16 protein-coding genes and 1 tRNA gene are annotated in these 12641 nt (G+C 45.5%); 8 read left to right on the top strand and 9 right to left on the bottom strand.

Features of this window, described 5'->3' with window-relative positions; translation table 11 throughout:
• Positions 1–9: 9 nt before the first annotated feature.
• Complete coding sequence (locus PN466_RS22065) at positions 10–225, bottom strand: hypothetical protein (RefSeq protein ID WP_271944040.1); 216 nt, start codon at positions 223–225, stop codon at positions 10–12.
• A gap of 156 nt (positions 226–381) precedes the next feature.
• Here PN466_RS22065 and PN466_RS22060 point away from each other — a divergent pair.
• A tRNA-Val gene (locus tag PN466_RS22060) sits at positions 382–455 on the top strand.
• Between the two features lie 175 nt (positions 456–630).
• Here PN466_RS22060 and PN466_RS22055 read toward each other — a convergent pair.
• Genes PN466_RS22055 through PN466_RS22045 form a run of 3 tightly spaced genes read right to left on the bottom strand, consistent with a single transcriptional unit; the run spans position 631 to position 2314 of the window.
• Positions 631–1809, bottom strand: coding sequence for a tyrosine-type recombinase/integrase (locus tag PN466_RS22055; protein WP_271944038.1), 1179 nt, complete (start codon positions 1807–1809; stop codon positions 631–633).
• Positions 1809–2006, bottom strand: a complete 198-nt coding sequence (locus tag PN466_RS22050; RefSeq protein WP_271944036.1) for a hypothetical protein — start codon at positions 2004–2006, stop codon at positions 1809–1811. Before PN466_RS22050 ends, PN466_RS22055 begins: the two co-directional genes overlap by 1 nt.
• The gene (locus tag PN466_RS22045) at positions 2006–2314 is read right to left on the bottom strand and encodes a DUF3181 family protein (RefSeq protein ID WP_271944034.1); all 309 of its coding nucleotides are present in this window, start codon (positions 2312–2314) and stop codon (positions 2006–2008) included. Before PN466_RS22045 ends, PN466_RS22050 begins: the two co-directional genes overlap by 1 nt.
• 241 nt (positions 2315–2555) lie before the next feature.
• On the opposite strand from PN466_RS22045, the gene PN466_RS22040 reads away from it, so the two are divergent.
• Positions 2556–3896: an adenylate/guanylate cyclase domain-containing protein gene (locus PN466_RS22040; RefSeq protein ID WP_271944033.1), complete on the top strand. Its 1341-nt coding sequence runs from the start codon at positions 2556–2558 to the stop codon at positions 3894–3896.
• A gap of 186 nt (positions 3897–4082) precedes the next feature.
• A complete protein-coding gene (locus PN466_RS22035; protein ID WP_271944031.1) occupies positions 4083–5018 on the top strand; it encodes an acyl-CoA desaturase in 936 nt (311 codons plus the stop codon).
• A 171-nt stretch (positions 5019–5189) separates the two neighbouring features.
• On the opposite strand, the gene PN466_RS22030 is transcribed toward PN466_RS22035, so the two are convergent.
• Both PN466_RS22030 and PN466_RS22025 read right to left on the bottom strand, forming a co-directional pair.
• On the bottom strand, positions 5190–5327 hold the full coding sequence (locus PN466_RS22030; protein ID WP_271944029.1) for a hypothetical protein: 138 nt from the start codon (positions 5325–5327) through the stop codon (positions 5190–5192).
• A 671-nt stretch (positions 5328–5998) separates the two neighbouring features.
• Positions 5999–6280, bottom strand: a complete 282-nt coding sequence (locus tag PN466_RS22025; protein WP_271944027.1) for an MSMEG_0570 family nitrogen starvation response protein — start codon at positions 6278–6280, stop codon at positions 5999–6001.
• Between the two features lie 304 nt (positions 6281–6584).
• Here PN466_RS22025 and PN466_RS22020 point away from each other — a divergent pair, with 304 nt between their 5' ends.
• The 3 genes from PN466_RS22020 to PN466_RS22010 are packed head-to-tail and all read left to right on the top strand — an operon-like array spanning position 6585 to position 9236.
• Positions 6585–7067 carry an MSMEG_0572/Sll0783 family nitrogen starvation response protein gene (locus PN466_RS22020; RefSeq protein WP_271944025.1) on the top strand — a complete coding sequence of 161 codons (483 nt, stop codon included), beginning with the start codon at positions 6585–6587 and terminating at the stop codon, positions 7065–7067.
• Between the two features lie 49 nt (positions 7068–7116).
• Positions 7117–8148, top strand: a complete 1032-nt coding sequence (locus PN466_RS22015; protein WP_278003190.1) for a Nit6803 family nitrilase — start codon at positions 7117–7119, stop codon at positions 8146–8148.
• Entirely contained in the window at positions 8145–9236 is a 1092-nt protein-coding gene (locus tag PN466_RS22010) for an MSMEG_0568 family radical SAM protein (protein WP_271944023.1), read from the top strand. Before PN466_RS22015 ends, PN466_RS22010 begins: the two co-directional genes overlap by 4 nt.
• On the opposite strand, the gene PN466_RS22005 is transcribed toward PN466_RS22010, so the two are convergent.
• The 3 genes from PN466_RS22005 to PN466_RS21995 form a co-directional block, all read right to left on the bottom strand.
• The gene (locus PN466_RS22005; RefSeq protein WP_271944021.1) at positions 9233–9358 is read right to left on the bottom strand and encodes a hypothetical protein; all 126 of its coding nucleotides are present in this window, start codon (positions 9356–9358) and stop codon (positions 9233–9235) included. The two genes, PN466_RS22010 and PN466_RS22005, sit on opposite strands and share 4 nt — an antisense overlap.
• A 94-nt stretch (positions 9359–9452) precedes the next feature.
• On the bottom strand, positions 9453–9590 hold the full coding sequence (locus tag PN466_RS22000) for a thymosin beta (protein WP_271944019.1): 138 nt from the start codon (positions 9588–9590) through the stop codon (positions 9453–9455).
• 61 nt (positions 9591–9651) lie between these two features.
• Complete coding sequence (locus PN466_RS21995; RefSeq protein WP_271944017.1) at positions 9652–10794, bottom strand: actin; 1143 nt, start codon at positions 10792–10794, stop codon at positions 9652–9654.
• Between the two features lie 250 nt (positions 10795–11044).
• On the opposite strand from PN466_RS21995, the gene PN466_RS21990 reads away from it, so the two are divergent.
• Both PN466_RS21990 and PN466_RS21985 read left to right on the top strand, forming a co-directional pair.
• Positions 11045–11581 (top strand): MSMEG_0567/Sll0786 family nitrogen starvation N-acetyltransferase, encoded by a 537-nt coding sequence (locus tag PN466_RS21990; protein WP_271944015.1) that lies wholly within the window; start codon positions 11045–11047, stop codon positions 11579–11581.
• Positions 11582–11584: 3 nt separating this feature from the next.
• Positions 11585–12589, top strand: coding sequence for a sll0787 family AIR synthase-like protein (locus PN466_RS21985; protein ID WP_271944013.1), 1005 nt, complete (start codon positions 11585–11587; stop codon positions 12587–12589).
• Positions 12590–12641 lie beyond the last annotated feature (52 nt).

Here is a 12641-nt window from a genome sequence, read left to right as displayed (position 1 = left end):
CAGATCAGTCTAGGAATCTGCCGAATCTATAGATTCAGGGATAATCCATTGGGGAGGAGCCATTCTTTTTTTTCGTAGAGCCTCATCTGCTATGGCCAGCATTTGATCAAGGGAAGTTTCTTGGATGAAGTTTGAGGCTTGTTGAGCATATTCTTGGTTTGGGCATTGGTCACCTAGGACACATCCGTTGATACAGGCTTTGGCGCAATCAATTTTAGATTCCATGGTGGAGTTTCTTGGGGTCTACTCTTGACTTACCTTATCTTAAGTTTTGTCGATTTTGCTAGGGTGATACTTTGAATTCGGGATCTGTGGCTGGTTGTGTATAACAGTTGAGATGCTTGATCGATATTTCAAATTGTGCTATCCTAATTGTCCTAAGGACGTATAGCTCAGTTGGTTAGAGCGCCACGTTGACATCGTGGAAGTCACAGGTTCGAGTCCCGTTACGTCCATCCCAGTCACAGCAAGGGTTTCAGCCGTTTGAAATTTTTCTCTAAAAATACCCCTGTACCAAAATCGTACCACTTTGGGGCAGTTTTTTTCTGAGGACAGGACTGGCGACCCCTTACAGGGTGGGGAATCGGGTGGGGAATTTTCGATCCAAAATCGTACCAGTTTGAAGGGGTTTTAATAGAGGTTGGGGAAGGTTTGGGTGGTAAGGGGTTTGGTTCCTGAGTAAAACCGGATGACGGTTTCAATTTTGTCGCCAATCAGGTGGGCAATGGTGGGGAAGGGAACTCCATGCTCATGGTGGATATTGGTGACGAAGGAGTGACGTAGGCAGTAGGGGCGTAGTCGCTTGCGGATTTCTCCCTCTGCAACTAGGGAGTGGAGGACGCAGTTCCAGACGCGACTGGAGAAGTTGCTCTGATCGATGTGCTTTTTTTGGGGAGAGGGGAAGACTAAGCCCGATCGCTTCTTTCGCTCCTCTAATATGTCTTGAAGGGCTAGGGAGATGGGGATGTTTCGGATGAGGTGGTTCTTGGTGTAGGGTTTGAGGACCTTTTTGGAGAAGACTTTGGTGATGGAGGCTTCGCAACCGGCCCGATCGCGCAGCCAGAACAAATCTGACCACAGCAGGGCGATCGCTTCTTCGGGTCTGCACCCGGTATGAGCGAGGAAACAGACATAGGGGTAGTAGTAGCTGTGGGGAACTGGGGCAAAGGGAGAGGAAAAACGGTCGGTTTTGAACGCTTGTAATATGACTTTGACTTCATCCGGGGGGAACCATTCGATAGGGCGTTTTACCCTCTTGGGAAGTTGGGGCTTGAGTTTAATGTTGGGAAGGTGCAACCGGATGGCTGGTTGCAGTGACTCGAAATGACGGTGGCAGGTGGCGATCGCGTAGAGCTTCATATACTCATCGCCTAGATTATCCAGACTCTCAAGCTTCAAGGCATTACTGGATAAGGCATCCAGTGCCCGGTCAATCTCTACCCAAACGCTTTTCTGGGTGGTTTTGGAGGTCAGTTTTAACTGCTTGATTTTGTACTTCTCCCACAGTTCCCGAATGGTGGGTTGGTTCTTCAGCCGCAGTTGTTCGGCCCGCGCTTCTCGGTTGGGGTCGTAGGCGATCAGGCTTGGGTCGAACTTACCGAGGGCGATATCGGCGGCGATCGCATTGGCTCTAGCGTAAGCTGAGGCGATCGCCGCTTGGGTAATTCCCCCTGGGATGGTCAATGAGTAACGCTTGCCCCCAAAGGTCCACCGTAACCAGACTCTTCCTTCCCGGTTTTCAAGCGTCACGGTTTTGGCCACCCGGTCAAATTTACCGGTGGCTGTCTTGACAACTTGTAATTTTTTCATTAGTCTTCTTCCGGTTGTGGGAAGAGCAGGTGGGCTATGGCGACATCACTAACCGATACAACCGTCCTCTCCTTCAGCCCAAGTAGGCGACAGTGGTATTTTCCTCCGTAAATGTCGATAATCTTCCACCCCTGAACATTTCCTTTCCTGTCTTTGACAGAAGAGGGATCGAGAACAATCGCCGTATAATATAGCATTAAAGGTTACTTTGAAATTCTTCAAGTAAATCCATTAAATTTAGCTGTGCCTGCATGGGCATTAAATTTAACAGGGCAATTTGTCTGCGTCCTCCCCCTAATTTTACAGTTATTTCTTGCAAAATTTCCAACACTTTGTTTTCTTCGAGACTATCTTCTGCTAATAAAGGATAGAGACGCTCGGCTAAAGGGGTATGAAGATGGGCATCATTAAGATAAAGATGCCATTTGGCAATATCTATATAAACATTTTCACCGATTTCTGCCGCTAAGTTTTCAATGGCCTCTGTGGGGTAGTTGCGACTCATGAATCTTCCTCCTCGTTCAGTATTGGAGATCGGGTAATAGTCAATTATACAACAACTACTCATTGACGAAACTTAATTATATGTTAAAACAGACCTACTAGAGTTGATCGATAACAGGATGGATAACTTCATTCATAAATTACTTCAAAAATTAAACTCATTTTCTTATAAACATACTATTTTGTTCCTGATTATATTATTTTGTTTTAGTATTGGTATCGGTTTAGCAAACACCTATCAAATGTCATCAAATTTAATTAAATATCAAGCAATATCAACAGCAATTTCCTATTCTAATTTAATCCAAGAAGCGAGAAATCTGTATAGCTCTGAAGTGGTCGATCGCGCCCAAGAGGTTGATGGCATTTCTGTTTCTCATAATTATCTCAATATTACAGGCGCAATTCCTTTACCCGCAACATTCTTGATGAAGTTAGGATGGAAGATTCGCGAACAAAATACAGGGATGATGGTTAAGCTCTATAGTGACTATCCTTTTCGAGGTGGCCAAGCGATGATCAAACAAACCATTAGCGATCAATTTGAGCAAGATGCTTTATCCGCACTAAGAAAGAGTCCGAATGAACCCTATTACCGATTTGAAAAGAGAGCCGGATATTCATCTTTACGATATGCCCAAGCAGAAATTATGGAGCCAACTTGTGTCGCTTGTCATAATACCCATCCAGATAGCCCAAAAACAGATTGGAAAATAGGAGATGTACGTGGGATTGTAGAGATTATTTTACCTTTAGATGAGTTTATTGAAGAAACTCATGAGCATTTAAAGGAAACATTGATGATGCTGTTAGTTCACTCGATTTTGGCTCTTTCAGCGATTGCTGTCGTGATTAATCGGTTGCGCCAAACGTCGAAAGAGCTGGAACGGCGGGTGGTTGAACGAACCGCTCAACTCCAAGAAGCGAATCAAGAACTCGAAAGTGAACAGCAAAAATCCGATCGCCTCTTGCTCAATATACTTCCCAAACCGATCGCTGACCAATTGAAGCAGGGTCATAATCCGATCGCCGAATGGTTTCCTGAAGTTACAATTTTATTTGCGGATATTGTGGGATTTACGAAGTTAGCCTCGTCGATTTCTGCACCTACATTAGTCAATTATCTCAATGAAATTTTTTCGTCTTTTGATTATTGGGCAGATGAGTATCAGTTGGAAAAAATTAAAACCATTGGGGATAATTATATGGTCGTGGGAGGTGTACCCACTAATCGACCAAATGTGGCGATCGCTGTGGCAGAAATGGCGCTGAAAATCCAAGAAGAGGTGTTTAAGTTTAATCTGAAACACCAAACCCTGCTCACTATCCGCATTGGGATCAATACCGGGCCGGTCGTGGCTGGGGTGATTGGTAAGAAAAAGTTCATTTATGACCTTTGGGGAGATGCAGTGAATATTGCCAGCCGAATGGAATCCCATTGTCTACCCGGGAAAATACAAGTCACAAAAAAAACATATAATACATTAAGGGATTACTATCAGTTAGAAAAACGAGGTGAGATTGAGGTCAAAGGCAAAGGAAAAATGACTACCTATTTTCTGGAAGGGCGAATAACTCCATAGGGCGATGAATCTTCCTGAGCGATCGCCACTCTATAGAATCGCCATTGACTTCAGACAATAAACTCTTGCTCAGTCAGGCTTTGAGGCATTAATAGATCCTTAAAAGAGCCTAAGATTGCCCTGCAAAGGTCAAAAAGCTGATACAATCCTTCAAAGTGCTTAAGTAATTTGATAAAAGGTTCCTGGATGACCAACTACAGTAGTTCTGAAGCCATAGCCGATCTTAATCGCCGAAGAGTGATTAACACGATCACCTTAACCCTGCCTAGAATAGGGTTCATTGTGGCGATCGCCGCAGTAATCTGGTGGGAAAAAGGGGTGACTCCCCTTGATATCGCCTTACTCGTCGGTTTTTACATCCTCACTATTCTAGGGGTGAGTGTAGGATATCATCGCTTATTTTCCCATAAAGCGTTTAAGACTGGGCCAATTCTGAAAGCCCTGATCGGTATTGCTGCTTGTATATCGACTCAAGGAACGATCGCCAGTTGGGTCAGCCATCATCGCCAGCATCACCTATACAGCGATCAACCTGGAGATGTTCATTCGCCCCACCTACATGGAAAAAGCTTCTGGGGACAAGTGCAAGGATTTTGGCATGGCCATTTTGGTTGGATGGTTGGTGCAACTTGGGTGGAACCCTTACCCTATATCAATGACTTAAAGAGCGATCGCACTGTAGAATTCGTCGATCGCTGGTGTTTACTCTGGATTGTACTGGGTTTAGCGCTCCCGGCTGCTATTGAAGGAGCCATTTGTGGATCTTGGGAAGGCGCTCTGCGAGGCCTGATCTGGGGCGGAGCTTTACGAATTATGCTCAGTTTCCAAGGAACCCTCTCCGTTAACTCGATTTGCCATTTGTGGGGGACTCAACCCTTCAAGACTGGAGATTTCAGCCGCAATAATCCCCTGATTGCCATTATTACTTTAGGGGAAGGTTGGCACAATAACCATCATGCTTTTCCTTACTCTGCCCGGTTTAGCATGAATTGGTGGCAAGTCGATTTTTCTTGGTGGGTGATTGCCCTGCTGCAACGCCTAGGTTTAGTCTGGGATGTTAAATTCCCTTCGGATCAAGATATTGAGCGCAAGCAACAGGAAAATGCTGTTCTGGCTAATTAGCTCCTCGTTCTTGCTTCACTCTCTTCTGTCACTTTGGGACAAAGGGGGATGAAATTCTAATTATTGATCATATGTTAGCGATCGCAGTACTCTGACCTAGTTGGGAACTTGCGATCGCACACACGAATAGCACGGGAGCTTAGTAGCCCCGTAACTAAAGTTATGGGGCTACTAAGCGGCGATGACAAACTCTGTGGGATTACCCTGACTTATTTTGATACCGTTGAGTAACTTTACTTGACGGTAATTTTGTTTCCAGAAGAGTTTACTGGTGAGAGTGATCACAGTCGAATCTATGGTCAATAACATCAGTAACTCTACCTTATTCTTTTTTTCAACTTCTGAGTTAACTGATAATATATTCGATATAAATAATGGTCTTGTCTCGATTTACATGCCTTGGAAAATGTGGATATATCTACGTCGATTCCACTATGATTCAATCGATAAACCAATTCTATTGCCTCTTGCCTCTTGCCTCTTACCTCAAACCATAACCTCACTGTCCTAATCAACTCTTTCACTGCTATACCATTAATAAAGCAGCAAAGATAACCATTGATTATTGTCTAAAATATAAAATCGGGAGAATAGTATTGGGTTAGAATGAGGGACAAAAACAATAAATTAAATTAGGGAATAAGGTGAATCAGGAGTTTGTCTTAAGCCCTACATCTAGACTTAAAAATAGAATTAAACAACTGGAAGCCATCTGGAAAACGAATTAAGCGAGGTCTATATCAATCAGATACTGGTTGGTTAATTAATGATGATTACAATCGAGCAGAAAATATCCTTACCAAGGTAGCTAGAAGGTTTAAATTTGATTTAAGCCGATATGATTAGCAAAGCTTTGTTGCACATCGATTTTTCCTGCCCATAGATCGCTCAAAAAGAGATGGCTTATCGTTATTTGAGCGTCAACTGTACTTCATAAGAGCGGGAACTGCTGTATTTTTTAGTTCTGAACGCTTAATCTATTATTCAATAAACTGTAAGACCTTCACCTTAGCATCAGAGGAATAGCGAGTTGAAGCGGTTTCTAACTTCTTTAACTGTCCCAACGCCAAACTACAGGCAAACCCATATTTGGCTTTCACGCGATCGCTGCCTTCTTGCAGAGCCGTGCGCGATCGCAGCATAAAATTGGCCACCTCGTACTCGGTTTGGGCAGTTAAATGCTTTTGTACCACTAAAGAAGGAGAATAGCAAACTTCTCGGATTCCATCGGGCCACTCAATCTCAAAGCGTATTTCTGGCATGGATCAATTGCGATTTGAAATAACAAGGACAACCATCGCCTTGGATTGTAACAGGAAGATCGCCAAGCCTATCTGAAAAAGAATCAATTTATCTGACCACTATCGATTTCGCTAGGGTGGGATCGCAATTTTCCTGACTGGCAATCAATTTATCCGGTTGTTCCTATCCATCTCACTAGACTTAGATTTTATGTAGCTAGACATACAAAAATCAAATTGTGGAGGGCATTAATCTACCTTCGAGAGCAAGGCATCACGTTATGCCAAATCATGCTGAATCTACAAAAAAAATTGAGGAATTGTCGTGCCAGAAGTAACTACCCCCAAACACCAAGCCGGTGACTTTTTTGTTGATTACGAAGAGAAAGTTTTTCCAGATGTTAAAGCCGAACCTGGTGAAAAAGCCCTGGTTACCTTCCACACGGTTGCTTTTGAAGGTTCCATTGGTTTAGTAAATCTATTGCAAGCGACGCGCCTGATTCGTAAAGGATTTGAAACCTCAGTTCTTCTTTATGGCCCAGGTGTTACCCTAGGTATTCAACGCGGTTTTCCCAAACTTGGGGATGAAGCTTTTCCCGGACATATGGCCATGAATAATCAGTTGGTCAAAATCATGGAAGAAGGCGGTAAAGTTTACGCTTGTCGCTTTGCTCTACAAGCCCTTTACGGTCACGGTGAACCCTCTTTAATCCCTGGAATTATTCCCATTAATCCTCTCGATGTCCTCGATATTGTTTTAGTTCATCGCAAAGAAGGGGCCTTGATCTTGGATTCTTGGACTATGTAATCAATTCCCCATCGCTTGTTCCTTATTCCCTCATCTAAAGCGTTCTATGATGCTCGACTATACTGGCACAATTCGTGCGGCTGCCGCTCAAATTTCTCCCGTTTTATTCAGTCGGGACGGAACATTAAACAAAGTCCTTGAGGCGATCGCACAAGCCGCCCAACAGGATGCGCGCTTAATCGTTTTTCCAGAGACTTTCGTTCCCTACTATCCCTATTTTTCCTTCATTCAACCTCCAGTTCTGATGGGAAAGGAACATATGCGCCTTTATGAGGAGGCCGTAACCATTCCGGGGCCTGCGGTAGAGGCTGTAGCTCAAGCTGCTAGTCAGTATGGCATGGTGGTGGTTTTAGGGATCAACGAACGAGATGCGGGGTCACTCTATAACACGCAACTGATCTTTGATGCCGATGGCACTTTGGCTCTAAAACGGCGGAAAATTACCCCCACTTATCACGAACGCATGGTTTGGGGTCAAGGAGATGGATCGGGCTTACAAGTGGTCGATACAGCCATTGGTAAAGTGGGCGCACTCGCCTGTTGGGAACATTACAATCCTCTCGCCCGCTATGCGTTGATGGCGCAGCACGAGCAGATTCATTGTTCTCAATTTCCCGGTTCTCTCGTTGGCGATATCTTCACAGAGCAAATTGAGGTGACCATTCGCCATCATGCTCTCGAGTCCGGTTCTTTTGTGGTCAATGCCACCAGTTGGTTATCTCCGGAACAAGTGCAACAAATTACGACAGATGAGCGCTTGCAAAAGGTGTTGCAAGGGGGATGCAATACCGCCATTATCGGGCCGGAAGGGAATCATTTAGCTACGCCTTTAACAGAAGGCGAAGGGTTGGTGATTGCCGATTTAGATTTTTCACTGTTGACGAAGCGCAAGCGCATGATGGATTCTGTCGGACATTATGCTCGCCCGGAGTTGTTGCAGTTGCAGATCGATCGCGAACCGAAAGCGATGATGCGCGAAATCATGCGCGATCGCAACCCTCTATCGTTTGAGTCGATCGCTGGTTCGTCGAATGGTGGGGGTGCGGAATCTGTCCCGGAATCTTTAGATATGAAATTATGAATAAACAACGGTTAATTGTCGAACTGCAATCGCAAGGATTGCAACTGACCGGGCAAAATGGAGGAGCATCGGGTCGTCAAGGCGGTGCGGGTCCCTCGGATCATAAGGCGATCGCCGTTAATGGGACGACGGTTATGGTTCCAGTCTATACGGGGACGGCCGCTGATTCTCCTTACAGCCTGGCCTCATCTCATACGGAGGCAATCGAGAGTACCCTAGCCCATCGCGGGGAAACCGTTGCTTCGATTTCGTTTCCCCGACAACCTCGGTTTTATGACCTGAAAACGGCGGAGGGGATTCCTTACAAACAGATTGCATTGCTGCACAGTCATGATGTTTTGGCGACAACGGTTTTGCAAACCTGTATGCGTTATGGCGATCGCGAGAGCGCCTGTCAATTTTGTGCGATCGGGCAGTCGTTAGCAGCGGGGCAAACTATTGCTCGCAAAACGCCCGCCCAATTAGCAGAGGTGGCAGAAGCAGCCGTGCGTTTGGATGGAGTCAAGCAGATAGTCATGACGACGGGAACACCGAATACGAGCGATCGCGGGGCGGCTTATTTGGCAGAGTGCGCGCGGGCGATTAAACAACGGGTGAAGATTCCTATTCAAGCTCAATGCGAACCTCCCGCAGATTTTATCTGGTTCCAGCGAATGCGGGATGCGGGGATTGAAAATTTGGGGATGCATCTGGAAGCCGTCACCCCAGAAGTGCGCGCCAAAATCATGCCGGGTAAGGCAGAAGTTTCCTTAGAATACTACTTTGAGGCGTTTGCCGCAGCAGTCGAGGTGTTTGGTTGGGGGCAGGTGAGTACCTATTTGCTAGCTGGTTTAGGTGACAGTTTAGAGGCATTGATAGCAGCGAGCGATCGCCTGATCCAAACCGGCGTTTATCCCTTTGTTGTCCCTTTTGTCCCGATTACGGGAACGCCTTTGGAGCATACTCCCGCACCGGATAGCGAATTTATGTACCGTTTGTACCAAGCGATCGGGGATTTGTTACGAAAAGCGGGAATGTCATCTCAAAACATGCAAGCCGGTTGTGCCAAATGCGGTGCATGTTCGGCGCTATCGACCTTTGAATCCTAATGTTGCGCGATCGCGTGTCGGTATTTCTCCTCAGTCACCGAGCTGTTTTCTAAAATCAGTTTTGGATAAACAATACGGGCAAAGACACAAGAGAGGAAGGGCGATCGCCATTTTGGAATCATCGTAACTTGCCGACCACTTGAAATGGCCCTACCTCTTTGCGTTTAAATACCTGACTTATCCAAAACTGAGGTTTCTTAGAAGACTAAAGATACCCTATTCCGGTTTGGCTTCAGCTTTTTCTTGCTCGATCTGTTCTTTAGTCGGAAGCGTATTTTTTTCTTGAGTTTCAGTGTTCTTCAGTTTCGATTTATCAAACTTAGCCACTTCCGAGATATCGGGTTTATCTGTCATAGGAATAGACCTCCTGGTTAAAATGATAGGAACGATAAAGAAGTGAACAATGCCACCAGCTTTAGAAACACTTACGATGGACAATTGATGGGCCGCTTTCCTCGTATTCTTGCCGGCTAATCCACATCTGTTGGAAGGTAGACAAAGAAGCCAGAATAGAGCCACCAATCCAAACACTATATTTGCGTTCCGGAGGTGCAATAATCTTAATCTTCATGGTGGGAGGAGCCAGAGCCGAAATTTCTTTCTGCATCCGATCGGCAATTCCTGGGAACATTGTTGTTCCCCCACTCAGAACCGTGTTGGCATACAGATCTTTACGAATATCCACATCGCATTTCATAATCGAATTGTATGTGGTTTCGTGAATTCCCGCTGATTCCATGCCAATAAAGGCAGGTTGGAACAAGGTTTCCGGACACCGGAATCGCTCGTTGCCCAGGGTGATGACTTGACCATCCGGTAGCTCATAAGATTTTTCTAAAGAACGGCTACTGGCTGCTGTTTGCATCTCCTGCTCGAAATCGAGAGCAACATAGCATAATTTTTCTTTAATATCGCGGACAATTTCCCGTTCTGCGGTCGTGTTTAAACTATATCCCCGCTCGGCCAAGATTTTCACTAGATAGTCGGTTAAATCTCGGCCGGCTAAATCGAGGCGAATAATGGCATGAGGGAGGGCATATCCTTCATAAATTGGAACTGTATGACTGACTCCATCGCCAGAGTCTAAAACAATTCCAGTGGTGCGCCCGCTGGCGTAGAGTGAGAGAACGGCTTGAATGGCAACATACATGGCCGGGACTTTAAATGTCTCGAACATAATTTGCGTCATTTTCTCGCGGTTTGCCTTGGGATTTAATGGGGCTTCAGTGAGTAAAACCGGGTGTTGGGAGGGATCGATTTTCAGTTCGTTATAGAAGGTATGATGCCATATCTTCTCCATATCATCCCAGTTGGTAACAATTCCATGTTCGATGGGATTTTTGAGGGTCAGAATTCCTCGTTTGCTCTGGGCTTCGTCCCCAATATAAGAGTCTGGTTGCCCCGTTCCTATGTTCACTCCTTGATGGCGAGGTCTCCCCACAATACTGGGAAAGATGGCTCTTGGGGCATTGTCTCCAGCAAAGCCAGCTTTGACCATTCCTGAGCCATTGTCAATGACTATTGCTGCCACATCATCTGACATAGTGTTTGATTCCATTGGTTAGGTCTTGTCAAGGATAGTCTACCACCATTGTTGTTCGCGATCGGAGTCGCTTTATAAAAAGAATATGAAGAGTCGATCTGGGTAGGTGATATGGAGTGCTTCAGTGTGGGGAGCAAGGAATAGAAGACAGAATTTAAGGAGAACACCTAGAAAAAAATGAAATTGGTATCGAAATCGTCAAATTCAAGAGGCAAGTATTTGCTATCTTAATCCCAATAAAAAATATCATGAGAATCATAAAATTATGCGACATTCCTATCGATTTGAATTAGCACAAACAGCAACAGAGGTGAGAGAATACTATGGGCTGCGCTATGAGATTTTTTGCCAGGAACAGGATTTATTTCGCTGGAGCGATCGCGATGCTATTGATGATATAGCTTATCCAATTGTTGCGCTCACCGCTCCCCAGAGTATCTATCAACCGGATATTGCGGCTTGGGAACGAGTGGTGGGAGTTGTACGGATTTATGAGTCTCAGCCGGGTGTTTGGTATGGGGGACGCTTGGGTGTACATCGGCAGCACCGGCGCGGTTGGCGCATTGGCAAAGGTTTAATCGAAAAGGCTGTGCAAACGGCTCAGACTTGGGGCTGCTCGCAGTTTTTGGCAACCGTACAATTACAAAATGTGCGCTTCTTTCAACGGCTGCATTGGGATTCATTGCAAGAGTTGACGATTTGCGATCGCCCTCACTATCTGATGCAAGCAAATCTTGCTTATTATCCTCCCAATGGCGAACTGCGCCCCCAGGGAATCCCTCAGTGGTTAGAGGTTGCTTAAGTTATGGTGGCATTATCAGACTTCGTCGCCCAGTTGCGTCGTTCTGTGGGTATTCGACAGAAGCAAGATATCCAGCTTGCCGCCCGATATCTTGGTGGAAATCCGGATAAAGATCCGCAATCTATTTTACTCGGAGATGACTGTGCGGCGATTTGGCAAGGCGATCGCTATCTGTTATTGGCTACTGAGGGAATGCTCCCTTCTTTAGTCACACAAGAGCCTTGGTTTGCCGGCTGGTGTGCTGTGATGGTGAATGTGAGCGATATCTATGCCATGGGAGGCGAACCCCTTGCTGTTGTCGATACGTTGTGGTTGCCTTCAACCAGCGAGAGTCGTCAACTTTGGGAAGGGATGCAAGCCGCAGCAGAGGCGTATCATGTGCCTATCGTGGGAGGACATACGAATGGAAATAGTCCTTATAGCGCGCTCTCTGTGGCTATTTTAGGACAAGCTCAACATCTAATAACGAGTTTTAATGCCCAAGAAGGAGATGTCTTGTTGATGGTAATTGACTTACGAGGCGAATTTTATCAAGATTATCTCTTCTGGAATGCTGCCACAAAAAGCGATCGCCAACGCCTTCGCGACGATCTGGCTATTCTGCCGCAAATTGCCCATTCTGGCTGGTGCGATGCTGGCAAAGATATTAGTATGGGGGGCGTATTGGGAACAGCGCTGATGTTATTAGAAACCTCTGGATGTGGTGCAGTGATTGACTTAGACGCAATTGTCCAACCGATAAACTGCGATCGCATGGCTTGGTTACAGAGTTTTCCCAGTTACGGGTTTTTATTAAGCGCGCGATCGCAATATGTGCCTTTCATTCAGAACGCTTTTCACGAGCGGGGATTATCTTGTGAGGCAATTGGTTCTATTAATCAAAGTCAGGAATTGATTCTAAAGCTAGGAACAGAACGCACTAGATTCTGGAATTTAGGAGAAGAACCGTTGATGGGTTGGACAAGTTACAGCGCTTCGCGCGGCAGAAGGGTAATAGGTAATGGGTAATGGAAAACCATTTTTCACGCTATAGCAAAGGCAATTACTGTAATTCTTGGCA

It is taken from the genome of Roseofilum reptotaenium CS-1145 (assembly GCF_028330985.1).
In the GTDB taxonomy this organism is placed as follows: domain Bacteria; phylum Cyanobacteriota; class Cyanobacteriia; order Cyanobacteriales; family Desertifilaceae; genus Roseofilum; species Roseofilum reptotaenium.
The sequence above is the reverse complement of the archived record's forward strand: the minus strand, read 5'-3'. Positions and strand labels throughout refer to the sequence as shown.